Here is a 25,522-nt window from a genome sequence, read left to right as displayed (position 1 = left end):
AATCCATGTTGGACGCGCCATGTTTCCCCGAAGTGTCCGCTGCCAGACAGTTTGTATCTATATGTTTCTTCGGGTCTTCTATATACAAGACGATACAAATGCGTTGTGCAAGGCCGGGGGAAGTGGGGATAATTCGTACCATGGAACCCACTTCTACAATTCTCATCGTCGACGATGACCGCGATATCCGCAGCTTGCTGGCGGACTACCTGGAAACGAACGCCTACCGCACCCTGGGCGCGGCAGATGGCACGGCCATGTGGAAAATCCTCGATGAAACGCGGCCCGACCTGATCGTGCTCGACTTGAACCTGCCCGGTGACGACGGCCTGACCTTGTGCCGCAAGCTGCGTGCGCAGTCAACCGTGCCGGTGATCATGCTGACGGCGCGCAATGAGCCGCTGGACCGCATCCTGGGCCTGGAAATGGGCGCCGACGATTACTTGCCGAAGCCGTTCGAGCCGCGCGAACTGCTGGCGCGCATACGCAGCGTGCTGCGCCGCAGCCATGCCATGCCATCGAACGTGCCATCGGACAAGGCGCAGCAAATCCGCTTTTCCGGCTGGACCCTGGACCTCACGGCGCGCCACCTGCTCAATCCCAGCGGCCTGGTGATCATGCTGTCGGGCGCGGAATTCCGCCTGCTGCGCGTCTTCCTGGAGCACCCGAACCGCGTGCTCAACCGCGACCAGCTGCTGAACCTGACGCAGGGCCGCGACGCGGACCCGTTCGACCGCTCGATCGATATCCAGATCAGCCGCTTGCGGCAAAAGCTCGGCGAAGATGCGCGCTTGCCGCAAATCATCAAGACCGTGCGCAACGGCGGCTACGTGCTGGCCGGCCAGGTCAATGTGGAGCCGCACGCGTGAAGGCCTTCCTGGGCTCGATGACGGGCAGAGTCTTCGTGTTTTTGCTGATCGGCATCGTCGCTTCGGCCGCGCTGACGCAGTGGCTGGCCGTGGGCGAACGCCAGCGCGCCATCGAACAATACCGCGATTACCACGCCGTCGAGCGGGCCGAGCAGCTGGTGATGGCGGCCGACGTGGTGCCGCTGGCCTCGCGCGCCGCCTACCTGAAGGTGGCCAACAAGGGCAGCGTGCGCCTGGAATTGCGTCCCGACGTCGAGCATGTACCGGGCAAGCCGACGGAATTTTCCACCGCCCTGCAAGCCAAGCTGGGTGAAGGCTTCAAGGTCAGCGCGCTGGCCGAACGCCCGGCCGCCTGCATCAAGCCGCGCCAGTCGCCGGGCATGTTTGCCGCCAAGCCATGGGGCGGCACTTGCGAAAACCTCGATGTGCGCATGCAGGATGGCCACGTGCTGCGCCTGATGGTCTTGCCGCCGCGCCAGCAGCCGCCGTTCAATGAGCACAATGACTGGATGACCTTGCTGCCTTTCCTGATCAGCATCGCCATCCTCGCCTACCTGGTCACGCGCATGACCATGCGCCCGCTCAAGCAGCTGGCGCAGGCGGCGAAAGACCTGGGCAACGACATCAACCATCCGCCGCTGACCCTGTCGGGCGCCAGCGAGATCCGCCAGGCCAGCGCCGCCTTCAATGCCATGCAGGCGCGCATCCGCCAGCACATTTCCCAGCGTACACAGATGCTGGCCGCCATCACGCATGACTTGCAGACGCCGCTCACGCGCTTGCGCTTGCGTCTGGAAAAAGTGGCCGATACGGAATTGTATGACCGCCTCGTGGGCGACCTGTCGGCCATGCAAAGCATGGTCAAGGAAGGGCTGGACCTGGCCCGCTCGATGGACAGCACGGAAGCGATGCAGGCGCTCGATCTCGATTCCCTGTTGGATAGCGTCTGCTCCGACGCGGCCGATGCCGGCCAAAATGTCACCTTGGCCGGGCAAGCCAGCATGGCCTTGATGGCGCGCCCGATCGCCATGCGGCGCTGCCTGGTGAACTTGATCGACAATGCCGTCAAATATGGCCAGTACGCGCAGGTGACCGTCGAGCGCATCCCCGGTGCCGCGCGCATCCGCATCCGCGATGGCGGGCCCGGTATTGCGCCAGATCAGCTGGCCAAGGTGTTCGAACCGTTTTACCGTATCGAGACCTCGCGTTCGCGCGAGTCGGGCGGCACGGGCTTGGGCCTGACCATCGCGCGCAATATCGCCGAGCAGCACGGCGCCACGGTTTTGCTGTCCAATCACGTCGACGGTGGACTGGAAGTCACCCTCATCGTGCCAGAGTATTACGCAGGAAAGTGAGCATTTCCGTGCGACAATATTGTGCTTTATGCCTCCTGGCAACTACTACATTCAACCTGCAGCCCTGCGCTGCGACAGCGTGACAGAACAATGAAAAAGACTAGTCTGGCAATCCTCGTGGGTGCGGCCCTGTGTATCGGTGGCGGCATCTGGTATTTCACGCATCCGTCCGGCGCGGCGACCGGTGGGCAGGATGGCAAAGGGGGCAAGGGCGGACAGGCGCCGACGACGGTGAGCGTGGTCGCGCCGGTGCGCCAGGATGTGCCGATGGTGCTGCAAGCCAATGGCAGCGTGATGCCGATCAGCAGCGTCGACTTGCACCCGCAGACGACCAGCACGATTAGCAAGGTGCATATCCGCGAAGGCCAGTTCGTCAAGCAGGGCGAACTGATGTTTACGCTGGATGCGCGCAGCGAGCACGCGAATGTCGACAAGGCGCAGGCGCAGGTCTTGCGCGACCGCGCCTCGGTGCAGGACTTCGAGCGCCAGCTCAAGCGCAACCAGGATTTGCTGAGCAAGAATTTCATTGCCCAGGGTGCCGTCGACACCCTGCAAAGCCAGCTCGACGCGGCACGCGCCTTGCTGGCCGCCGACCAGGCAGCCTTGCGCGCGGCCCAGGTCGATTCCAGCTACACCGTCCTGCGCGCGCCGCAGAGCGGCCGTGTGGGCGCCATCAATGTCTACGCGGGCAGCCTGGTGCAGCCGACCACGTCGCTGACCAGCATCACCCAGCTCGACCCGATCGACGTGGCCTTCACCTTGCCGGAAAGCAGCTTGTCCGGCTTGCTGGCGGCGCAAAAGGCGGGCGAGGTGCCTGTCACGGCGCTGTTGTCGGATGCGGGCGGCAAGCAGCTTGATGGCAAACTGAACTTTATCGACAATGCCGTCGATCCCGCCACGGGCGTGATCAAGATCAAGGCCCGTTTCAATAATGGCGGCACCGATTTGTGGCCAGGCCAGTACGTGAATACGCAGCTGACCGTGCGCACCCTCAAGGATGCGCTGGTGATCCCGCAAAACGCCATCATCACGAGTACCGCCGGCACCTTCGTGTACTCGATGGAAGCGGACAGCACGGCCAAGATGCGCAAGATTGCCCGCGTGTATGCATTTGGACCGAACGCCGTCGTCACCGGCCTGGCCGGCGATGAAAAAGTCATCGTCGATGGCAAGCAGAACTTGCGTCCGGGTAGCAAGGTGCGCCTGGCGGAAAAACACAAGGCTGCCGATGGCGCCGCCGCAGCACAGGGCAAGCCAGCATGAACCTGTCCGAGCTGAGCATCCGCCGCCCCGTCATGGTGGTGCTGCTGTCCCTCTCCATCATCCTGGCCGGCGTGCTGGCCTACCTGCAAATTCCCGTCGCGGCCTTGCCGAGCTACAACACGCCCGTCATCAACGTGAGCGCCGACCTGGCCGGTGCCAGCCCGGAAACCATGGCTTCGTCGGTGGCCTTGCCGCTGGAAAAACAGTTTTCCACCATTTCCGGCCTCAGTCTGATCACGTCCACGAGTACCTTGGGCAATACGTCGCTGACCCTGGAGTTTGACGCCAGCATCAATGTCAACGAGGCGGCCGTCGACGTGCAGGCGGCCCTGCTGCGCGCGCAGCGCCAGTTGCCGACGGAAATGACGGACTTGCCGTCCTACCGCAAGGTCAATCCGGCCGATGCGCCGGTGCTGTTCATCCAGATGACGTCGCCCTCGCTGAACTTGTCTGACCTCAACGATTATGCGGAAAACCTGATCGCGCCGAGCCTGTCGACCTTGCCCGGCGTCGCCCAGGTCATCGTCAATGGCCAGAAACGCTTTGCCGTGCGCGTGCGCGCCCGTGCCGACCTGATGAATGCGCGCAACCTGACGATGGACGAGCTGGCCATTGCCTTGCGCACCTCGAACACGAACTCCCCGCTGGGCATCCTTGACGGCCCCAGCCAGACCCTGACCATCCAGGGCAATCCGCAAATGATGAAAGCGGCCGATTTTGCCGAACTGATCGTCGCCAGCCGCAACGGCCAGCCCGTGCGCCTGAAAGACGTGGCCGAGGTGGAAGACAGCTTTCAATCGATCAAGGCCGTCGGCAGTTTCAATGGCGAGCGCTCGATCAGCCTGATGGTGCAGCGCCAGCCGGACGCCAACACCGTGCAAGTGGTCGATGGCGTGCGCCGATTGCTGCCGGGCTTCAAGGAGCAATTGCCGCAGTCGATACAAATCAGCCTGGTCAACGACCGTTCGCTATCGATCCGCGAAGCCATCCACGACGTGAATCTGACCCTGGCCCTGACGGTGGTGCTGGTCGTGCTGGTGATCTTTTTGTTCCTGCACCGCGCGGCCGCCACTTTCATTCCGGCCGTCACCATGCCGATCTCGCTGCTCGGCGCCCTGGCCCTGCTGTACTGGCTCGGCTACAGCCTCGACAACGTTTCCCTGCTGGGCATTACCCTGGCCGTCGGCCTTGTCGTCGACGATGCCATCGTGGTGCTGGAAAACATCGTGCGCCATATCGAGATGGGCAAGAAACCGATACGCGCGGCACTGGAAGGGGCGAAAGAGATGGGCTTTACCATCATTTCGATTTCCGTTTCGCTGGTGGCCGTGTTCATCCCCATCTTCTTCATGCCGGGCGTGATCGGCTTGCTGTTCCATGAGTTCGCCGTCGTCGTCTCGCTGGCCGTGCTGGTGTCCGCCATTGTGTCGCTGACCCTGGTGCCGATGCTGGCCAGCCGCTTCCTGCCGGCCGACTCGCGCGAGCACAATGACAGCGACCCCAGCCATGGCGAAAAAACCTTTATCGGCCGCCATTTCGAGGCCGGTTTCACGGCATTGCGCAACGGCTATGTGCATCTGCTCGACAAGGCCCTGGCGCACCGCAACGTGGTGCTGTTTGTTGCCATGTGTACTTTCGCGCTGACGGTGCTGCTGTACGCGACCATTCCGAAAGGTTTTTTCCCCGAGGAAGACCTGGGCCAGATCCAGGTGAATACGGAAGCGTCGGAAGACATCTCATCTGCGGCGCTGCAGGATTTGCAAGCGCGCGTGGCGGCTGTGCTCAAGGCGGACCCGAGCGTGCAGGACGTGACGTCGTTCGTCGGCGGCGGCAACACGGGCCGTATGTTCATGGTCTTGAAACCGCGCAGCGAGCGGCCGAAAATGCCCGTGGTGCTGGAAAACCTGCGCCGCGCGGCGGGCACCGTGCCGGGCATGGCCGTGTATTTCCGGCCCGTGCAAAACTTGCAGCTGGGCGGACGCCAGAGCAAGAGCCGCTACCAGTACACCCTGCAAAGCGTCAGTCCCGACGCCTTGAATGACTGGGCGGAAAAGTTTATCGCCGGCATGCGCACGGATCCCGCCTTCCGCGACGTCACCAGCGATTCGCAGATCAAGGGCTTGCAGGCGTCCCTCAGGATCGACCGCGACAAGGCCAATCTGCTGGGCGTGCAAATGTCCGATATCCGCACGGCACTGTACAGCGCCTTTGGCGAGCGGCAAGTGTCGACCATCTATTCGTCGGCAGCCAGCTATTACGTGATCCTGGAAGCGGCCACGGCCGACCGCCAGTATGACGATGCGCTCACGCGCGTGTCCGTGCGCAGCAAGACGGGCGAACTGGTGAAACTGTCGAGTATCGCCTACGTGGAACGCACGATCGGGCCCACGTCCGTCAACCACCAGGGGCAGTTGCAGGCCGTCACTATCGCCTTCAACCTGGCGCCGGACGTGCCGCTGGGCATCGCCACGGGCAAGATCGACGCGATGGCCAAGGACATGAGCTTGCCGGCCTCCATCATCACGCGCTATGGCGGCGACGCGGCCGTGTTCCAGAGCTCGCAGGCTAGCCAGATCATCCTCATCATCGCCGCGCTTGTCGTGATCTATGTGCTGCTCGGCGTGCTGTATGAAAGCTATATCCACCCGCTGACCATCCTGGCCGGCTTGCCATCGGCGGCCGTGGGCGCGCTGCTGACCCTGCGCCTGTTCGGCATGGACCTGACCATGATCGCCATCATCGGTATCCTGATGCTGATCGGTATCGTCAAGAAAAACGCCATCATGATGATCGACTTCGCCCTGCATGCGCAGCGCAACGAAGGCATGAGCCCACCTGAGGCCATCCGTCAGGCGTGCATCTTGCGTTTCCGTCCCATCATGATGACGACGGCGGCAGCCCTGATGGGCGCCTTGCCGATCGCCCTGGGCCTGGGCGCCGGCGCCGAGCTGCGCCAGCCGCTGGGCCTGGCCGTGGTCGGCGGATTGCTGTTCTCGCAAGTGATTACCCTGTTCATCACTCCCGTCATTTATTTGTTCCTGGACAAGTACAGCGGCACGGGGCCGATGACGGACGAGCAACTGGTGGCGCTCGACAACAAGGCTTGAGCGCCTGCCTGACTGATGACCCGTGACCGGTGCCCCCTTCCTGCGTGAATGGGGCGCCGGTTTTGTATGGGCAGTGATACATACGGTAACAACCGTCAAGGGAGGGCTCGGGTACTCTGGTCAGCGCTGCAAGGAATGTCGCTATCCTGTACGCTTCGGGTTGGAAAGGCCGAGGAAGTGTTCCCAAAAGCAAGGGACTCTGGCACTATGGCTGCCCTGTAATGTTATTTCTTCGCTACACAGAAAGCACGATTCATTTTGCATGACACGACCCATTTGTTGGCTGCCGATTCCGATGTTTGCCCCACCTGCGGGCAAGTGATCCAGCCACTGCCGGCCTACGGGTCCAGGACCAGCACGACGCGCAAGGTGGCGCTCGGCGTGTCCGTCTTGCTGCACGTGCTGCTGGCGGCGTACGTCCTGTTGCGCAGCGACAAGATCGAAAAGATTCCGCCGCCGAAGAAGGAAAGCGCGATGGTCTACATCGCGCCGCTGAAAGACAAGCCGCAACCGAAGCCGCAGCCAAAGCCCACGCCGAAACCGAAGGACACGAAAGTGGCCAAGGTGAAACCGCCGCCGGCCCCGAGCAAGCGCGTGGTCACAAAAGACGTGCCGCGCGACAAGCCGAAACTGGAAACCTACACGCCGCCGCTGGTGTCGAAAGTGCCTTTGCCGCCGCCGCCCGCTGAAGACATGAGCTCGATGATCGAGCAGCGCCGCAAGCAGCGCGAGGCGCAGAACCCCACGCCGCCGGCCGAGGAAAGCGAAAACGACCGCGCCATGCGCGTGGCCAAGGCGAATATCGCCGGCGCCCAGGGACGCAATTCGGGCAGCGACCGCGAGGATTCGGGCGGCGTGTTTTCCATCGTCAACCAGACCTCGTTCAGCGCGGAAGTCAAATTCAAGGGCTGGAATGGCAACTTCAAGCGCAATTGGCTGAAGCAGGAAAAAGTCGAGCTGGGCAATGAACCCGATATCGAATCGGCCATCATCAAGAAGATGATCCAGCTGATCCGTGCCGAAAAACCTGGTGATTTCGTCTGGGAATCGCGGCGCCTGGGGCGCAACGTCAACCTTAGCGCCCGCGTGGAAGACACGGCCGAGCTGACGGCGTTCCTGCGCCAGGAATTCTTTTCCGAGAAGCGCTCAGGGCCGGGACGGCGCTAGGCGCCAGGACTCGCTGCAATAAAAAAAGGCTGCGCCGTCTGAACGGGCAGCCTTTTTTTACGCAGCGTTGATCTCGATCAAGCCGGTTTGTCGGTTCCCGCTTCCGGCTCGACGTCGTCTTCCATCTCGATCAGGTCGACCAGCTGGGCCGCGCCGTCTTCGCTGATGCCGGCCAGTTCCATGATCTTGTCGTTGGCTTCGTCGATGCCGACTCGTTTCAAGGCGGAGAACAGTTGCACGGTGAACGGGAAGCCAACGCCGTCTTCATCCACGTAGCTGTCGAGCTTGGCTTTCGCCTGGCGCAAGGCATTCACCGATTCGTTGCGGTTCAGCTTATCGACTTTCGTCAGGATGCAGTGGATCGGCTTACCCGTCGGGGCGAACCATTCCAGCATCTGGATGTCCAGATCGGTGAACGGGCGGCGCGAATCCATGATCAGGATCAGGCCGGCCAATTGTTCGCGGCGCTGCACGTAGTCACCCAGCAGGCGCTGCCAGTGCAATTTGGCCGAGCCCGATACTTCCGCGTAGCCGTAGCCCGGCAAGTCGACCAGCAGGCATTCGATCTCTTCGACGATGGTGGCATCCTTGCGGTGCTGCGCCACATGGGCGCCGCCGATGGAGAAGTAGTTGATGTGCTGGGTACGGCCAGGTGTCTTGGAGGCGAACGCCAAGCCTTTCTGATTACACAAGATGTTGATGGCGGTCGATTTACCGGCATTGGAGCGGCCGGCAAAGGCGATTTCCGGCACCGTGGTATCGGGCAGGTCACGCAATTGGTTGACGGTCGTAAAGAAGCGGGCTTGCCAGAGTTTTGACATGGGAGTAGTAAAGCAACAAAAGGGAGCGATAAGGGAGCGATAACGCCAAGAAGCTATTGTACAATAAGGGGTTGTTTATTGTTGCCGGCGTAGCAGCGATGCGGCTTGCGGCCCTGAAAATAAAGCAAAAATCCACAGGGCGCGGCAATGTCCACCACTAATTTCTCACTGTCTCAGGGTGCCTGAATGAATCGTGCGTTTTCACCGTTGTTCAAATCCATGCTGCTCGCTTTGCTGGCTGTATCGGCAACTGCCTCCGCGGTCGAAGCACCGAAACCGGCCATCAAGGCTGACGCTGCCAAGGGCGCTACCCTGTACGCCGATGGCGATGCCGCGCGCGGCTTGCCTGCCTGCGTCTCCTGCCATGGCGCGGCCGGCAATTCGACCATCGCGGTCAATCCGAAGCTGGCCGGCCAGCACGAAAGCTATATCTACAAGCAATTGGTCGATTTCACGACGCCGCAGCGCAACCAGCCCGTCATGACGACGTACGCGAAGATGCTGAGCGACGCCGACAAGAAGAATATCGCCGCCTACCTGGGCGCGCAGCTGTCCAAGCCGGGCGCCGCGAAAAACAAGGACACGATCGACCTGGGCAAGAAAATCTACCGTGGCGGCATTGCATCTAAGCAAGTTGCCGCCTGCGCCAGCTGTCATGGCGCGACGGGCAATGGCATTCCCGTCCAGTATCCGCGCATCGCCGGCCAGCACCAGGATTACACGGTGGCCCAGTTGACGCTGTTCCGCAGCACCAAGGCCGATGCCCGCAAGAACAGTGCGGAAATGCACGCCATCGCCGCCCGCATGTCGGATGACGAGATCGCCGCCGTGGCCGACTATATCGCCGGCCTGAAGTAAGTTTTCATAGTGGCAAGAGATTGCCAGGCGCACCAGCGCGCGTGAACAAGGGCGGCCGTCTCAACGGGCTGCCCTTTTTCATGGCAGGGGCCAAACAGGAGTATGCTGCCGCCTTGCGCGGAGAAACACTCTGCTCCATGCCTACATTTTCTTGAAGATTGCATATCCCGTATGAGTATCCACGTATGAGCACAGGCACGACCGGAATCGAGTTAAAGACCCAACGCCGCAGCCTGGCTGAATTCGTCGAGCTGGTCTCGTCGATGCGCTTTGCGATCAGCCTGCTGACCCTGATCGCCGTCGCATCGATCATCGGCACCGTGCTCAAGCAAAACGAGCCCATGCCCAATTATGTGAACCAGTTCGGTCCGTTCTGGTTCGCCGTTTTCGACAAGCTGAGCCTGTATTCCGTGTATTCGGCCTGGTGGTTCCTCGTGATCATGGGCTTCCTCGTCGCCTCGACCTCGCTGTGCATCGTGCGCAATGCGCCGAAGATGCTCAAGGACATGCGCAGCTGGCGCGAAACCGTGCGCGAGCAATCGTTGCGCAATTTCCACCACAAGCTGGAATGGCAGGCGCCGCTGCCGCGCGCCGTGCTGGCCCAGCAGATGGTGATGCGCCTGAAAGACGCCGGCTATGCGGCCAAGGTGGTCGAGAAGGACAACGCCACCCTGGTCGCGGCCAAGCGTGGCGCGGCCAATAAATGGGGCTATATCTTTGCCCACGGCGCCATCGTCATCATCTGCGTGGGCGGCTTGCTCGATTCGGAAATGCCGATCCGCGTACAGCAATGGTTCTTCGGCAAGACGCCATTTGCCGGCAGCGGCGTGATCGCCGACATTCCCGCCCAGCACCGTTTGAGCCTGTCGAATCCTACGTTCCGCGGCAATACCATGATTCCGGAAGGTTCGTCGAGCAACACGGCCATCATTCCCCAGGCCGACGGCGTGCTGATCCAGGATCTGCCCGTCACCATCCTGCTGAAAAAATTCCATATCGATTTCTACAGCACGGGCATGCCCAAGCTGTTCGCCAGCGATGTCGTGGTGACCGATCATGAAACAGGGAAAAGTTTCCCCGCTACTATCAAAGTCAACCAGCCACTGCTGTACAAGGGCCTGGCCCTGTACCAGTCCAGCTTTGAGGATGGCGGCAGCAAGCTCAAGTTGACGGGTTTTCCCATGACGGGCAAGACGACGAAACGCTTCGATATCGGCGGCGAAGTGGGCGGCAGCACGCCGCTCGAGCGCAGCGATGGCAATTCCTACACGGTGGAATGGTCGGGTTTCCGTCCGTTCAACGTGGAAAACCTCAGCGCGGGCCAGGATGTGCGCGCCGTCAGCAAGGCGGAAAGTTTCAACGAGAAGTTCTCCGTCGGCCTGGACAAGCGCCTCGGTTCGGCCGCGAAGAACGCGAACAACAAGGATCTCAAGAACGTCGGTCCCTCGGTGCAATACAAATTGCGCGACAAGACGGGCCAGGCGCGCGAGTACCAGAACTACATGCAGCCGGTCACCGTGGATGGCACGACGGTGTTCCTGGCCGGCATGCGCGTCAACCCCAGCGACCCGTTCAGCTATCTGCGCATTCCCGCCGATGACAATTACAGCGTGAACGAATGGATGCGCTTGCGTGCCGCGCTGCAAGATCCGGCGCTGCGCCAGCAGGCCGCCACGCGCTATGCGGCGCGCGCCATGCCGCAGGCGGGCGCGGAAGCCTTGCGCGGCCAGTTGCAGGAATCGGCGGCGAAAAGCCTGGGCATCTTTGCCGGCAATGGACAAGAGGGCGGTTTCCTCGCCATCTCACGTTTCCTGGAGAAAATTCCTGCCGCCGAGCAAGAAAAAGCGGCCGATATCTTCATGAAAATCTTGAATGGCAGCCTGTGGGACTTGTGGCAGGCGGCGCGCGCCCAGGATGGCTTGAAAGCCATCGAGGCCGATGACAAGCACGGCCGCTTCCTGCAGCTGGCCACGAACGCGCTGTCCGACAGCTTCTTCTATGGCGCGCCCGTGTATCTGCAGCTCGACGACTTTACGGAAATCAAGGCGTCCGTGCTGCAGGTGACGCGTTCGCCGGGCAAGAGCGTGGTCTACCTCGGTTGTCTGTTCCTCGTGATCGGCGTATTTTCCATGTTCTATATCCGCGAACGCCGCCTGTGGGTGTGGATCAAGGATGGCGAAGGCGGCAGCGAAGCCTTGATGGCCATGAGCACGCAACGCAAGACCCTGGATTTTGAAAAAGAATTTGAGAACTTGAAGGCAAAGCTGCCGCAATCGGCGTAAGCTGCGCTGAGTTGGATTAGCTGAGTTTCGGAACGCTGCAGCGCCGCCGGGAATGGAGAAAATGATGGAATTGGCAAACAAGCAAATATATACGCAGGAACCAGGATTTTTCAAGCGCCTGAGCCTGATCGATTGGCTGTACGGCGCCGGCTTGCTGGCCGCCTCCCTGTTCGGCCTGATGCGCTTTGGCGAATTCATGGATATTTATGAAAAAGCCATCCTGCTGGCCGCGGCGCCCACGTTCGCGTGGCTGGGATGGTACTGGAAGCCCGTGCGCTGGCTGATCCCCGTGGCTGCCGTGCTGTCGCTGTTCGCCATCGAGCTGTACGCGGGCCACCTGGAGATGGCAAACCAGAAATTCTTCCTGAAATACATCTTGTCGAGCCAGTCCGCCATCCTGTGGATGGGTACGCTTTTCGTGCTGTCGACCCTGTTCTACTGGATCGGCCTGGTGGCGCGCTCGGAATTCGGCTCGTCCGTCGGCTCCCTGCTGTGCTGGGCCGGCGTCGTGCTGGGCCTGACGGGCATGCTGGTGCGCTGGTACGAGTCTTACCTGATCGGCGCCGACGTGGGCCACATCCCCGTATCGAACCTGTATGAAGTGTTCATCCTGTTTTCCCTGATCACGGCCATGTTCTACCTGTACTACGAGCAGCACTACGCGACGCGCCAGCTGGGCGCCTTCGTCATGCTGGTCATTTCAGCGGCCGTCGTGTTCCTGATGTGGTACACGGTCACGCGCGACGCGGCGGAAATCCAGCCGCTGGTGCCGGCCCTGCAAAGCTGGTGGATGAAGATTCACGTGCCGGCCAACTTCATCGGCTACGGCACGTTCGCCCTGTCGGCCATGGTGGCGGCCGCCTACCTGCTCAAGTCGAGCGGCTATCTGGTCGACCGCCTGCCGTCGCTGGAAGTGCTCGACGACGTCATGTACAAGGCTATTTCCGTCGGCTTCGCTTTCTTTACGGTAGCGACCATCCTGGGCGCCCTGTGGGCGGCCGAAGCATGGGGCGGCTACTGGTCGTGGGACCCGAAAGAAACGTGGGCGCTGATCGTCTGGCTCAACTATGCAGCCTGGCTGCACATGCGCCTGATGACGGGCTTGCGCGGCCGCGTCGCCTCGTGGTGGGCGCTGGTGGGCTTGCTGGTGACGACCTTCGCCTTCTTGGGCGTGAACATGTTCCTTTCAGGCCTGCATTCTTACGGCAAACTTTAATGACAGAAGCGTCATGAACGGCCCGGAAAAACTGGTGTAAGGTATATCCAATCACCTTTTTCCGGAGCCGCCATGTTGATCAAGCGCAGTCCCAACGGCATTGAGTTGCCGTATTCTTCCGAAATCACGCCGCGCGCCGTATTCGAATCGCGCCGCAGCTTCATCAGGCAAGTGGCGCTGGGCTCCGTGTCCAGCGCGGCCTTGCTGGAAATGGCCAGCCGCGAAGCGTTCGCGCAAGGCATCAATCCCAAGCTGGCTGCCAAGCTCAATCCCGCCTATTCGGCGCTGGACAAGCAGACGGCGTATAAAGACGCCACCAGCTACAACAATTTCTACGAATTCGGCACGGACAAGAGCGATCCGGCGCAAAACGCGGGCACCCTGCGCACGCGGCCGTGGACGGTCAGCATCGAAGGCGAAGTCAAGAAGCCGATGACCCTGGACCTCGACGCGCTGCTGAAGCTGGCGCCGCTGGAAGAGCGCGTCTACCGGCTGCGCTGCGTGGAAGGCTGGTCGATGGTCATCCCTTGGGTTGGCTATTCCTTCTCGGAAATCATCAAGAAGGTCGAGCCGACGGGCAATGCCAAGTACGTGGAATTCATCACCCTGGCCGACAAGAAGCAGATGCCGGGCGTGGGCAGCCGCGTGCTGCAGTGGCCCTATACGGAAGGCTTGCGCATCGATGAGGCGAACCATCCGCTGGCGCTGCTGACCTTGGGCATGTATGGCGAAACCTTGCCGAACCAGAATGGTGCGCCCGTGCGCATGGTCTTGCCGTGGAAATATGGTTTCAAGTCAGCCAAATCCATCGTCAAGATCCGTTTCGTCAAGGAACAGCCACGCACGTCCTGGAACCTGTCGGCGCCGTCCGAATACGGTTTTTACTCGAACGTGAATCCGAACGTCGATCATCCGCGCTGGTCGCAGGCGTCCGAGCGGCGCATCGGCGAAGACGGTTTTCTCGCGCGCAAACGCAAGACCCTGATGTTCAACGGCTACAACGATGTCGCTTCCTTGTACGCGGGCATGGACCTGAAGAAGTTCTTTTAAGGAAAGACCATGGCCCTCAATCCCACGAGCAGGCAGTTGTCGCTGCTGAAAAGTCTGATCTTTTTGCTGGCGCTGCTGCCGTTTGCACGCATGGTCTGGCTGACGTACACGGGGCAGTTGGTGGAGCCGCTGGAATTCATCACGCGCGGCACGGGCGACTGGACCCTGTATTTCCTGTGCCTCAGCCTGGCGGTGACGCCCTTGCGCCGCATCACGCAGTGGAATTGGCTGATCAAGCTGCGGCGCATGCTGGGCCTGTTCGCCTTTTTCTACGCGGCGCTGCATTTCACCACCTTTTTATGGTTCGATCACTTTTTCGATGTGCAGGAAATGTGGAAGGACGTGCTCAAGCGCCCGTTCATCACGGTAGGCTTTATCGCTTTCGTGCTGCTCATTCCGCTGGCCGTGACGAGCACGAACGGCATGGTCAGGCGACTGGGTGGCAAGCGCTGGCAGTGGTTGCACCGGCTGATCTACATCATCGCGCCGCTGGGCATCTTGCACTTCTGGTGGATGAAGGCGGGCAAGAATAATTTCGCGCAACCGATCCTGTTCGGCAGCATCGTCGCGCTACTGCTGTTAATCCGCGTTTATTTCGCCTGGAGCAAGCGGGAGAAAAGCGCCAGGGCGGCCAAGGCTGCCACCCCGGTACGCTCGACCTAGGTTGCCGGCACGATCACCGGTGGCGGCGGCACGGGCGCCGGTTCGACGGGGCCTTTGGCTGGCGTGCCTTTGGCCGCGGGTGGCTTGGGCAGGTACAGGGGGCCGGTCTGGCCGCAGCTGGCCAGGACGCTAGAAACCACAATGGCGGTGCCGATATAAAACGCTGAGGATGACTTCACGATTAGAATCACGGTTTGATTAAGATCTTTGGAGTGTAGCATGAGCGAATCGGAATTCCTGGCCCTGGCCGAAGCCACCCTGACCCAGATCGAGGCGGCGCTGGACCGGCTGAACGATGAAGACGTGCTCGACGTCGAATGCAGCCGCAGCGGCAATGTGCTGGAAATCGAGTTCATCGACAACGGCACGAAAATCATCGTCAACAGCCAGGCCCCCATGCGTGAAATGTGGGTAGCCGCCCGTTCCGGCGGTTTCCACTACAAGCGCGTGGGCGACGAGTGGATCAACACGCGCGACGGCTCGGAACTGTTCGCGGCCCTGTCGGCCATGGCCAGCGAGCAGGCGGGCGCCCCTGTCGTGCTGAATTAATTGTTTTAGCCGCGCGCAATAAAAAAGGGCAGCCTCTTCAGGCTGCCCTTTTTGCATGATTACCGTTTAAAACAATTCATTTTTCACGGCTTCTTTCGCCTTTTCTTCCTCCGGCGTGCCGCGCGCCGCGCCTTCCAGGCTACCTACGCCCGTGCCCGGTGGATTTTCCGCATAGTAGTACTCGTCGCCCACGTGGATCAGGCCTTCCGGCACGGCGCGTTCCTCGACGGGAATGCTTTTCAGAGCTTTCGCCATGTAGCTGATCCAGATCGGCAAGGCCAGGCCGCCGCCCGTTTCCCGGTTGCCCAGGTTGCGCGGCTGGTCGTAGCCGATCCAGGCGATACCGACCAGCTTGGCTTGGTAGCCGGCGAACCACGCGTCGATGGAATCGTTGGTCGTGCCCGTCTTGCCGGCCAGGTCGGGACGCTTCAAGGCCATGGCTTTATTGGCCGTGCCGAAGCGCACGACGTCGTTGAGCATGCTGTTCATCATGAAGGCATTGCGCTCGTCGATGACCCGGTTGGCTTCCTCGCCCGCCAGGTCCGGCTTGGCTTGCGACAAGACATTGCCATCGCTATCGGTGACCTTGGCGATCAGGTAGGGGTTGATCTTGTAGCCGCCATTGGCGAACACGGCGTAGGCGCCCGCCATCTGCAGCGGCGTCACGTTGCCGGCGCCCAGAGCCAGGGTCAGGTATGGCGGGTTCTTGTCCGCGTCGAAGCCGAAGCGCGTCGCGTATTCCTGGCCATACTTGGCGCCGATCTTGTGCAGGATGCGGATGGAAATCATGTTTTTCGATTTCATCAAACCCTTGCGCATGGTCATCGGGCCATCGTATTTGCTGTCGTAGTTCTTCGGTTCCCACGCCTGGCCGCCCGTCTGGCCCGCGTCGAACGAGATCGGCGCATCGTTGATGATGGTGGCCGGCGACAGGCCCCGCTCCAGCGAAGCGGAATAGATGAAGGGCTTGAAGGCCGAACCGGGCTGGCGCCACGCCTGCGTGACGTGGTTGAACTTGTTGCGGTTGTAATCGAAGCCGCCCACCATGGCGCGGATGGCGCCATCGGTGGTGCTGGCCGAGACGAACGCCGATTGCACTTCCGGCATCTGCGTCAAGACCCAGGCGTTGCTTTCTTGCATGACGCGGATCACGGCGCCGCGCTTGATGCGGCGGTTCGGCGCCGCTTTTTCCGACAGCCAGGCCGCGCCGAAGGTCAGGCCGGGGCCGGTAATGGTGATTTCCTCGCCGGCCGAGGTGACTGCCTGGATGGATTTTGGCGAGGCCTGCAGCACCATGGCGGCGATGATGTCGTCGCTGTCCGGGTGGTCGGCCAGTTCCGTCTCAATCGCGTCATCGGCTTCGGCCTTGGTTTTCGGAATTTCGATATACGCTTCCGGGCCGCGGTAGCCGTGGCGTTTTTCGTAATCCATCACGCCCTTGCGCAAGGCGATGTAGGCGGCGTCCTGGTCGGCCTTGGTGATGGTGGTGTAGACGTTCAGGCCGCGCGTATACGTGTCTTCCTTGAATTGTTCGTAGACGAGCTGGCGCGCCATTTCCGACACGTATTCCGCGTGCACGCCGAAGGCGCTGCTGTCCGTTTTCACTTTCAGCTCTTCATTCTTGGCTTCCGTGTACTGCTCCGGCGTGATGTAGCCCAGCTGCGCCATGCGCTGCAGGATGTATTGCTGGCGCATGCGCGCGCGCTTCGGATTGACGACGGGGTTGTAGGCCGACGGCGCTTTCGGCAAGCCGGCCAGCATGGCCGCTTCGGCCACGGTGAGGTCCTGGATATTCTTGCCGAAATAGATTTGCGCGGCCGAGGCGAAGCCGTAGGCGCGCTGACCCAGATAAATCTGGTTCATATACACTTCGAGAATCTGGTCCTTGCTGAGGTTTTTCTCGATCTTCCAGGCCAGTAAGACTTCATACGCCTTGCGTTTCAAGGTCTGTTCACTGGACAGGAAGAAATTGCGCGCCACCTGCTGCGTGATGGTCGAGGCGCCTTGCTTGGCGCCGCCCGTCAGGTTGTGCAGGGCCGCGCGGGTGATGCCCAGGTAATCGACGCCGCCATGCTCATAGAAGCGGTCATCTTCGATGGCCAGCACGGCTTTCTTCATGACATCGGGAATATCCTTGATGTGCACCATGTTGCGGCGCTCTTCGCCGAACTCGCCGATCAGCACGCTGTCGGAGGTGAAAATGCGTAGCGGCATTTTCGGCTTGTAATCGGTCAGGGTATCGAGCGCCGGCAGGTTCGGATACGCCATGGCCAGGCCGAATACCACCAGCAGCACGCCGACGATGCCCAGGCCCAGCAGCGATGCCAGTGCCATCAGCAGGAAACGTTTGGGTTTGCTGCCCTTGGTAGGCGGCTTCGAGCCAGCGGGGCCAGCGGATTTTGAAGATGTCATGCGTCGTATGTCTTTCGGTTAATTATGCCGGCCAATTATAAGCGAGCTTGCCGGGGTGGCAGCGCGCTGTGGCGCTTGCCGGGGCGCAGTCGAAACTTGCCGATACTCTATATAAGCGTGTATTGGCCCGCTGGCAACCAGGATTTGGTAACAATTATCCTGCGCCAGATCACGGCCCCGCCAGATAGGCGCCGCGCACCGCAGAGACCAGCGTGAAATCCATTTACAAGCCAGCGCTGCCGGGACTAGGCTTTCGGATGGCAGGACCTCCTTCCACGCTGATTTTTCTCTATGAAAAACATCTCCATCAGCAGTTTTCTTGGCACCGGCTTGCTGGGCGTCGACATGGCGGACGATGCCGTGCGCGTGGTCGAGTTGGGACGTCGGCGGGGGCAACTGTCGTGCCGGCATTGCGGCAGCGCCGCGCTGGCCGCAGGAGTGATGCTTGAAGGCAATGTCGAAGATCTGCAAGGCGTGGCCGATGCCGTGCGCCAGGCCCATCGCGACAGTGGCAGCACCTGCACCCGCGTGGCGTTGGCCATGCCGGCCACGGCCTTGATCACGCATGCGATCCGCCTGCCTGCCGGATTGCCTGAGGAACAGCTGGAAATCCTCGTGGAACTGGAAGCGGCGCAATACATGCCGTTTGCGCTGGAAGACGCCAGTCTGGATTTTGTCATGCTCGGCCCCGCGCCGCCGCTTGCCGGCCAGACCGGCAGCGAGATCGACGTGCTGCTGGTGGCGGCACGGCGCGCCAGCGTGCAGCGCCGTCTCGATGCGGCCGAGGCGGCCGGGTTGACGCCCGTCATCATGGATAGCGAGGCGCTGGCCTTGCAGGCGGCGCTCGCGCAGGGTGGCTGGCAAGCCTTGTCCGACGGTGGCGTGGCGTACCAGTTGGCCTGGGGCCTGGCCATGCACCGGTACGCCCGATGAAGACCGTGGCGGAAGTGCCCTGCATCAACCTTTTACCGTATCGCCAGGCGGCGCGCCGCAGGCGCATTCAGCTGCTGCTGTGGCAACTGGCCGGCGGGGCGCTGCTGGGATTGCTGCTGGCCCTGGCGGCGGGTGCCTGGCTGCAGCAGCAGCTCGGCGCGCAGCTGCGCCGCCAGGAGGACTGGCAACATCGCATGCAGCAAGTCAATGCCGTCCTCGCCGCAGGCAAGCGGGTGCAGGGCGAGACGGCGCCGCTGCTGCAGCGCCAGCAGGCCATTGCCAGTTTGCAAGAGCAACGCCATGCCTGGGTGCGCATGCTGGCGGCCCTGGCCCGGGCGATGCCGGCCGGTGTCGCCTTGCACAGTGTGCGCCAGGAAACGGCGATGGTGCGGCTGCAAGGGCAGGCCGTGTCGCAGGAAAAGGTCGCGGCATTGTTGCTGGCGCTCGAACAGGCCGCGCCCTGGTCCCGCCCGGAAGTGCTGGAAGTGCGCGGCGCGGCCGATGGCGCCGTGGAATGGACGATACGGCTGGCTTTGGCACCCGCTGGACAATCTTAGTCGTGGAGGTTGATCATGCTGAGCTTGAAGACCGCGTCGCTGTGGCCGCTACCGGCGCGCCTCGCTTGCGCCGCTCTGGCCGGTGCGCTGCTGGCTGCGCTGCTGCACGTTGTGTGGCTCGATGGCTTGATGGCCGCCGTGCAGGTGGCGCAAGGCGAGGAGGGGCGCTTGCGCACTGATTATCTGGCGGCGCAGGCCAGGGCGAGCCAGTTGCCGCAGTGGCGCGCGCAGCAGCGCCAGGCCGGCGCCGAGCTGGCCCTGCTGGAACAGCAATTGCCCGACGAGCAAGCGATGGCGGCACTGTTGACGGACATTAACGCCGCAGGCCAGGCGCGCGGTCTGCAATTTTCACTGTTCAAGCCCGGTGCTGCGCGGCCGCAAGCGCCCTATGTCGCCTTGCCGATCGCCATACAGTTGCGTGGCGGCTACCACGCCATGGGCGCGCTGCTGGCGGACCTGGCGCGCTTGCCGCGCATCGTCACCGTGCATGCGCTGGCCCTGACCCTTGGCAAGGATCGCTTGCTGACCCTCGATGCCGTGTTGCAAGCGTATCGCTTGCCCGAAGCGGGGGAGCTGGCGGCGCAAGCGGCATTGCCGCCCAAGGCGGGCGCGCCCGCAGTGATGCCAACTTGGCGTCCGCTTGCCGCTGTCGCGCCGCATCCCTACGAAGCCGCTGCCCTGGCCGATCCATTTAATGCCTTGCCGCCGGTGTCCGTGTCCGGTCAGCAGGGCGGCGTGGCGGGGCCTGACCTGCGGCGGATGCGCGAGCCGCTGGAAAGCGTGGCCTTGCCGGACATCAGCATGGTTGGCAGCGTGCAACAGGATGGGCGTCTGAGCGCATTGCTGCTGGCGGGCCATCGCGTGTACCGGGTGGCGGTGGGCCAGTATCTGGGGCCGGACCACGGCCAGGTCACGCAAATCAGCGAACAGGCGCTGCAGTACAAGGAGTTGCTGCAGGACGCGGGAGGCGGGTGGCGCGAGCGGCGCGGCAGGCTGGCCTTGCAGGTAGCGGGGGCTGCTCCGAAGGCCAGTCTGCCCGAGGCGGCGCCATGAGGCCGCGTCGCATGCTCCTGGCCAGCATGCTGTGCCTGCATGCCAGCGCCCTTGCCCAGGACGCCGTGGTGCAGGTGACGGCGCCGCGCCTGTATGCGGGCGACAAAATCTCCGTCGATTTCCAGAACGTGGGCGTGCGCGCGGCCCTGCACATCCTGGCCGATGCGTCGGGGCAAAACATCATCGCCAGCGACAGCGTGGCGGGCAATGTGACCGTGCGCCTGCGCGACTTGCCGTGGGACCAGGCGCTCGACGTGCTGCTGCAGGCCAAGGGCCTGGACATGCGGCGCAACGGCAACGTGCTGTGGATCGCGCCGCGCGAAGAAATCCTCGCGCGCGAAAAGCTGGAACTGGAACAGCGCGCGCAGATCGCGGAACTCGAACCGTTGCAGTCAGCCATCTTCCAGCTCAATTACCAGAAGGCCGAAGCGTTCCGCACCGTGTTCGGCCTCGATGCGGGGGAAGGGCGCAGCCGGCTGCTGTCGCGCCGTGGCAGCGTGCTGATCGAGCCGCGCACGAATCAGCTGTTCGTCACCGACGTGCCGGCGCGGCTGGAGCAGATCCGCCAGCTGATCGCCAAGACGGATATTCCAACACGCCAAGTGATGATCGAGGCGCGCATCGTCGAGGCGAACGACAGTTTCAGCCGCAACCTGGGCGCGCGCCTGGGTTTTACAGACCAGCGCCTGGCTGCGGGCCAGTTGCCCGGTTTTTCCCTGGGCGGCAGCGGGCGCCGCGCGGCCATCGGCGGCAGCTACCAGGGCGTGGGCGAGGCGACGGGGCAAACGGTGGCAGGCAGCGGCGCCTTCGTGCCGAACACGCAATTCGTCAACTTGCCGGCCGCCAGCATCAATGGCTTGCAGCCGGCCAGCTTCGCTCTGAGCCTGTTTTCGGCGGCCGCCAACCGCTTCCTGAACCTGGAATTGTCGGCGCTGGAAGCGGACGGCCGGGGCAAGATCATTTCCAGCCCCCGCGTGGTGACGGCCGACAAGGTGCTGGCGCTGATCGAACAGGGCATCGAACTGCCGTACCAGGTGGCCACCAGCAGCGGCGCCACGTCGATCACGTTCCGCAAGGCGAATCTGCGCCTGGAAGTGACGCCGCAAATCACGCCGGACGGCAACGTGGTGCTGGAAGTGGACGTCAACAAGGATAGCGTGGGCCAGGAAACCCGTTCCGGTTTCGCCATCGACACCAAGCACGTGCGCACGCAAGTGATGGTGGAAGATGGCGGCACGGTGGTGCTGGGCGGTATTTATCAGCAATCCGAACGGGGCACGGACAGCAAGGTGCCGATTCTTGGCGACATTCCCGTGCTCGGTGTTTTTTTCCGCAGCACGGGCCGCAGTCAAGAAAAAACGGAACTAATGGTGTTTATTACGCCGAAAATAGTGGCAGATCAGCCAGCAACACGTTAATGTCACATCTTTACGTTTAAGTAACAATGCAAACGAAAGCGGACTGATGGCGACTATGCGGAATTTTTCTTTAGGCAATACTTCTTGGAGTGGGGTATCGAACTGGCTGGTCTTGCTGCTCATGAGCGCTGTACTGGCCGCCTGTGGCGGCGGTGGCGGCGATCCGACCCTGGGTGTCAAGGATGGCGCGAATGCCGGTGTCGGCAGTGTGGTATTGGTGGCTGGTGCAACAACGATTGTTGCCTCGGGCGCGGACGGCACGGAAGTCGTGCTGACGGCAGTGGTGAAAAATCCCGGCAATAATGCCATGGCAGGCCAGACGGTGACCTTTACCGCCAGTTCCGGCACCATCAGCAACACCAACCGCGTGACGGACGCGAATGGCACGGTGACGGAAAAACTCAGCGTGAAAGGCGATGCGAGCTTGCGCGACATTACCATCAAGGCCAGCAGCAGCGGCGTTGAATCGGCGCCCGTGGTGGTGAAAGTGGTGCCTGTCACGTCCGGCATTGCCAGCTTGCTGCTGACGTCTTCCGGTGGCACCCTGGCATCGTCGGGCGGTACCGCCGTCAACATGATCGCCTTTGTCAAAGATGCCAACAATGCCGTCGTGCCCAATGCCAGCGTGACATTCAGTGCCGATTCGGGCGCGCTGGGTGCGACGAAGGTCAATACCAATGCGCAGGGACAGGCACTGGTCAGTCTGAATACGGGGGGCGACGCCAGCTTGCGCACGATCAAGGTCACGGCCAGCGCAGGTGAGCAGACGGCCAGCACGGACATCGGCGTCAGCGGCACCCGGCTGGTCATCAGTGCCTTTTCGACGGTGAATCTGAAGACGAGCACCGACATGGTGGTCAAGCTGGTCGATTCGAGCGGCAATCCCCTCGTTGGCAAGCCGGTGACCTTCAGTGCCCGCAGCAATGCCATCACGGTCAAGGGCGGCGGCGCCAGTCCCGCGCTGACGGACAACAACGGCCAGCTGGTGTTGAGCTACAACGCCCAGGCGGGCACCAGCGACAGCATCAGCGTCAAGGCGCAAGGTGACAGCGTCGTGTTGCCAATTGCAATTAATGCATCGAACTTCACGATCAATGCCGTGTCGGGAGGTAATGTTGCCTTGGCGACCTTGAACACGAACACCTGCTATGCGGTGACGGTGCATAGCGATGTGGCTGGCGTGCCACAAACGGGCAATGTGCGTTTCAGCACGTCGCGCGGCGCCATCTACCAGGACGCGGCTTGCGGCACGCTGTTGCAGGCGCCGCTGGCGCTGGTGGGTGGCAATGCCATCGCTTACGTACAGGCCAGCGGCGCCGGCCTGACCGCCCTCACGGCGAAGTATGAAGACAGCGGCGCCTCGGTGCAGTCGGAAGTGGAGTTCGTTGCGCCACTGACGGCCCAGGCCACGATCAGCCTGCAAGCCGACCCGGCGGTCATCGGCGCCAATACGGCCGGCAGCACGGCGCAGCGCAGCGCCTTGCGCGCCATCGTGCGCGATGGCACGGCGGAAAACAACCTGGTCAAGAATGCACAGGTGAGCTTCTCGATCCAGACCGACGCCAGCAATGGTTCCCTGAGTTCGCCTTCGCTGGTCTCCACCGACAGCGATGGCGTGGCCACGGTCAGCTACATCGCGGGGCAGGGCACCACCGGTGTCGACGGCGTCGTTGTCAAGGCGCAGCTGCAGGGCGTGTCGAGCAATGCGGCCACGGTCAAGCTGACGGTGACGAAAAAATCGCTGTTCATCAGCGCCGGCAGCGGCAATGCGCTCGACGCCTCCGACAGCAGCACCTACCGCAAGACGTATAGCGTGTTTGTGACGGATGCCGCCGGTAACCCCGTGCCGGACGTGATCATCACGGCTGCGGCCTGGCCACGCTATTATTACAAGGGCTATCTGCAATATTCCCAGGCTGCCCAGTCGTGGGTAGTGGCGGCCGCGCTGAAGTGCGACAATGAAGACCGGGACCGCAGCGGCACCTTCAATCCGAATAACGACCTCAATCTGAATGGCCGTCTGGACCCGGGCATTCCGCTCAATCTGTCGACCGGCGGCAAGACCGACAGCTCGGGAACGGCGATCATCACCCTGACTTATCCGCGCGACAGGGCGAACTGGCTGGACGTCGAATTGACGATTCGCGGCAATAGTTCCGGGACGGAGGCAACTTATGTCGGTTACACTTTGCTTCCGGGGCTGGCGACGGACTTTAACCGCGTGGATGTTTCCCCTCCAGGCGTCATTAGTCCGTATGGACAAGCCACTGATTGTCGTAATCCAAATTAACTGTCGCAGCACATGCAAAATCTGTTTTTAGTAGGCCTCATGGGCGCAGGCAAAACCACGATCGGGCGCATCCTGGCCCGCAAGCTGGGCTTGCGCTTTGTCGATTCCGACCACGAAATCGAAGCACGCACGGGAGCGACCATCCCGTGGATCTTTGAAATCGAGGGCGAGGCCAGCTTTCGCCGGCGCGAAGCCGAGGTCATCCGTGACCTGAGCGCCCAGGAAGGCATCGTCATGGCCACCGGTGGCGGGGCCATCCTCAACGCCGACAGCCGCGCCTACCTGAAGGAGCGGGGCACGGTCGTGTACCTGCGCGCCAGCGTCAGCAACATCCTGGCGCGCACCAGCCACGACAAGAACCGCCCCCTGCTGCAGACGGCCGACCCGCGCCGCAAGCTGGAAGAATTGACGGCGCAGCGCGAGCCCCATTACATGGAAGTGGCCGACATTGTGATCGACACGGGCCGTCCTAACGTACAATCGATGGTTCAGACCATCCTGATGCAGCTGGCCAGCCTCGAATGCGAGGCCTCGCCCAACTGCGTCATTCATGCAGAGCCTTCGATGAACGAGCAATCCAAAATGTTGTTGAGCGTAGACCTCGACGAACGCAGTTATCCGATCGCCATCGGTCCTGGTCTCTTGGCCGACGCCGATGCGCTGCTGCGCCATATCAGCGGCCACAAGGTGGCCATCGTCACCAATACCACCGTCGCGCCGCTGTACCTGGGCCGCCTGCAGGCGGCGCTGGCCAGCGATGGCCGCGAAGTGATCAGCATCGTCCTGCCGGACGGCGAAGAATATAAAAACTGGGCCAGCCTGATGCAGATCTTCGACGCGCTGCTGGCCAACAAATGCGACCGCAAGACCACCCTGGTGGCGCTGGGCGGCGGCGTGATCGGCGACCTGACCGGCTATGCGGCAGCGAGCTACATGCGCGGTATCGGTTTCGTGCAGGTGCCCACGACCTTGCTGGCGCAGGTCGATTCCTCCGTCGGCGGCAAGACGGGCATCAACCACCCGCTGGGCAAGAACATGATCGGCGCCTTCTACCAGCCGCGCGCCGTGATCGCCGATACCTCGACCCTGGAAACCCTGCCGGCGCGCGAGCTGTCGGCGGGCCTGGCCGAAGTGATCAAGCATGGCGCGATCATCGACGCCGCGTTTTTCGACTGGATCGAGGCGAACATGGGCAAGCTGATGGCGCGCGACAAGGGCGCCCTCGCGTATGCGATCGCCCGCTCGTGCGAAATCAAGGCCGACGTGGTGCGCCAGGACGAGCGCGAAGGCGGCTTGCGCGCCATCCTGAATTTCGGCCACACCTTCGGCCACGCCATCGAGGCGGGCCTGGGCTACGGCCACTGGCTGCACGGCGAAGCCGTCGGCTGCGGCATGGTGATGGCGGCCGACCTGTCGTGCCGCATGGGCTATATCGACCAGGCGGCCGTCGAGCGCGTGCGCAAGCTCGTCGCCGCCGCAGGACTGCCCGTCAAGGCGCCGGACCTCGGTGTCGAGCGCTGGCTGGAATTGATGGAAGTGGACAAGAAGAACGAGGGCGGCGCCATCAAGTTCATCCTCTTGCAACCGCTGGGCAGCCCGAACATCACGTCCGCGCCCCACGAACTGGTGCTGGCCACCCTGGCCGCCGGAGTGCAATAA

At 62.2% G+C, this 25,522-nt stretch carries 19 protein-coding genes and 1 pseudogene; 17 read left to right on the top strand and 3 right to left on the bottom strand.

What is annotated here, in order from left to right:
* Window positions 1-140 precede the first annotated feature (140 nt).
* The 5 genes from IGS55_RS18350 (at window position 141) to IGS55_RS18330 (ending at window position 7,761) form a co-directional block, all read left to right on the top strand.
* The gene (locus IGS55_RS18350) at window positions 141-869 is read left to right on the top strand and encodes a response regulator (RefSeq protein WP_034753223.1); all 729 of its coding nucleotides are present in this window, start codon (window positions 141-143) and stop codon (window positions 867-869) included.
* Entirely contained in the window at window positions 866-2,224 is a 1,359-nt protein-coding gene (locus IGS55_RS18345; RefSeq protein ID WP_230516784.1) for an ATP-binding protein, read from the top strand. The genes IGS55_RS18350 and IGS55_RS18345 overlap by 4 nt, the downstream gene beginning before the upstream one ends.
* A 90-nt stretch (window positions 2,225-2,314) precedes the next feature.
* Complete coding sequence (locus IGS55_RS18340) at window positions 2,315-3,487, top strand: efflux RND transporter periplasmic adaptor subunit (protein WP_230516783.1); 1,173 nt, start codon at window positions 2,315-2,317, stop codon at window positions 3,485-3,487.
* Window positions 3,484-6,594, top strand: coding sequence for an efflux RND transporter permease subunit (locus tag IGS55_RS18335; RefSeq protein WP_230516782.1), 3,111 nt, complete (start codon window positions 3,484-3,486; stop codon window positions 6,592-6,594). Before IGS55_RS18340 ends, IGS55_RS18335 begins: the two co-directional genes overlap by 4 nt.
* A 318-nt stretch (window positions 6,595-6,912) precedes the next feature.
* Complete coding sequence (locus IGS55_RS18330) at window positions 6,913-7,761, top strand: hypothetical protein (protein ID WP_230516781.1); 849 nt, start codon at window positions 6,913-6,915, stop codon at window positions 7,759-7,761.
* Window positions 7,762-7,838: 77 nt separating this feature from the next.
* Here the strand turns inward: IGS55_RS18330 and yihA are convergent, their stop codons facing one another.
* On the bottom strand, window positions 7,839-8,582 hold the full coding sequence (gene yihA, locus IGS55_RS18325; protein WP_230516780.1) for a ribosome biogenesis GTP-binding protein YihA/YsxC: 744 nt from the start codon (window positions 8,580-8,582) through the stop codon (window positions 7,839-7,841).
* Window positions 8,583-8,768: 186 nt separating this feature from the next.
* Between yihA and IGS55_RS18320 the strand changes: the two genes are divergently transcribed.
* The 5 genes from IGS55_RS18320 to IGS55_RS18300 all read left to right on the top strand — a co-directional run bounded on the left by IGS55_RS18320 (window position 8,769) and on the right by IGS55_RS18300 (window position 14,651).
* Window positions 8,769-9,440, top strand: coding sequence for a c-type cytochrome (locus IGS55_RS18320; protein ID WP_230516779.1), 672 nt, complete (start codon window positions 8,769-8,771; stop codon window positions 9,438-9,440).
* Window positions 9,441-9,625: 185 nt separating this feature from the next.
* Window positions 9,626-11,722 (top strand): cytochrome c biogenesis protein ResB, encoded by a 2,097-nt coding sequence (locus IGS55_RS18315; protein WP_230516778.1) that lies wholly within the window; start codon window positions 9,626-9,628, stop codon window positions 11,720-11,722.
* 64 nt (window positions 11,723-11,786) lie between these two features.
* Window positions 11,787-12,938, top strand: a complete 1,152-nt coding sequence (gene ccsB / locus IGS55_RS18310; RefSeq protein WP_070305283.1) for a c-type cytochrome biogenesis protein CcsB — start codon at window positions 11,787-11,789, stop codon at window positions 12,936-12,938.
* A 72-nt stretch (window positions 12,939-13,010) separates the two neighbouring features.
* Window positions 13,011-13,988 carry a protein-methionine-sulfoxide reductase catalytic subunit MsrP gene (gene msrP / locus IGS55_RS18305; protein WP_230516777.1) on the top strand — a complete coding sequence of 326 codons (978 nt, stop codon included), beginning with the start codon at window positions 13,011-13,013 and terminating at the stop codon, window positions 13,986-13,988.
* Between the two features lie 9 nt (window positions 13,989-13,997).
* Entirely contained in the window at window positions 13,998-14,651 is a 654-nt protein-coding gene (locus tag IGS55_RS18300) for a sulfite oxidase heme-binding subunit YedZ (protein ID WP_230516776.1), read from the top strand.
* Here IGS55_RS18300 and lptM read toward each other — a convergent pair.
* Window positions 14,648-14,872: an LPS translocon maturation chaperone LptM gene (gene lptM / locus IGS55_RS27915; RefSeq protein ID WP_268991888.1), complete on the bottom strand. Its 225-nt coding sequence runs from the start codon at window positions 14,870-14,872 to the stop codon at window positions 14,648-14,650. The genes IGS55_RS18300 and lptM overlap by 4 nt on opposite strands.
* Between lptM and cyaY the strand changes: the two genes are divergently transcribed.
* Window positions 14,871-15,200, top strand: coding sequence for an iron donor protein CyaY (gene cyaY / locus IGS55_RS18290; protein WP_166445908.1), 330 nt, complete (start codon window positions 14,871-14,873; stop codon window positions 15,198-15,200). The two genes, lptM and cyaY, sit on opposite strands and share 2 nt — an antisense overlap.
* A gap of 66 nt (window positions 15,201-15,266) precedes the next feature.
* On the opposite strand, the gene IGS55_RS18285 is transcribed toward cyaY, so the two are convergent.
* A complete protein-coding gene (locus tag IGS55_RS18285) occupies window positions 15,267-17,612 on the bottom strand; it encodes a penicillin-binding protein 1A (protein ID WP_230516774.1) in 2,346 nt (781 codons plus the stop codon).
* A 291-nt stretch (window positions 17,613-17,903) separates the two neighbouring features.
* On the opposite strand from IGS55_RS18285, the gene pilM reads away from it, so the two are divergent.
* The 6 genes and pseudogenes from pilM to aroKB all read left to right on the top strand — a co-directional run bounded on the left by pilM (window position 17,904) and on the right by aroKB (window position 25,522).
* Window positions 17,904-18,545: a pilus assembly protein PilM gene (gene pilM, locus IGS55_RS18280; protein ID WP_230516773.1), complete on the top strand. Its 642-nt coding sequence runs from the start codon at window positions 17,904-17,906 to the stop codon at window positions 18,543-18,545.
* On the top strand, window positions 18,542-19,102 hold the full coding sequence (locus IGS55_RS18275) for a PilN domain-containing protein (RefSeq protein ID WP_230516772.1): 561 nt from the start codon (window positions 18,542-18,544) through the stop codon (window positions 19,100-19,102). Before pilM ends, IGS55_RS18275 begins: the two co-directional genes overlap by 4 nt.
* 15 nt (window positions 19,103-19,117) lie before the next feature.
* On the top strand, window positions 19,118-20,155 hold the full coding sequence (locus IGS55_RS18270) for a pilus assembly protein PilP (protein ID WP_230516771.1): 1,038 nt from the start codon (window positions 19,118-19,120) through the stop codon (window positions 20,153-20,155).
* Window positions 20,156-20,247: 92 nt separating this feature from the next.
* A pseudogene (locus IGS55_RS18265) lies at window positions 20,248-21,573 on the top strand (type IV pilus secretin PilQ); the annotation flags it as partial.
* Window positions 21,574-21,694: 121 nt separating this feature from the next.
* On the top strand, window positions 21,695-23,863 hold the full coding sequence (locus tag IGS55_RS18260) for an Ig-like domain-containing protein (protein WP_230516770.1): 2,169 nt from the start codon (window positions 21,695-21,697) through the stop codon (window positions 23,861-23,863).
* Window positions 23,864-23,902: 39 nt separating this feature from the next.
* On the top strand, window positions 23,903-25,522 hold the full coding sequence (aroKB, locus tag IGS55_RS18255) for a bifunctional shikimate kinase/3-dehydroquinate synthase AroKB (protein WP_442908178.1): 1,620 nt from the start codon (window positions 23,903-23,905) through the stop codon (window positions 25,520-25,522).

It is taken from the genome of Janthinobacterium sp. EB271-G4-3-2 (assembly GCF_020858035.1).
GTDB lineage: Bacteria > Pseudomonadota > Gammaproteobacteria > Burkholderiales > Burkholderiaceae_D > Janthinobacterium > Janthinobacterium aestuarii.
Note: the sequence above shows the minus strand (reverse complement) of the source record. Positions and strands in the feature narration are given on the sequence as shown.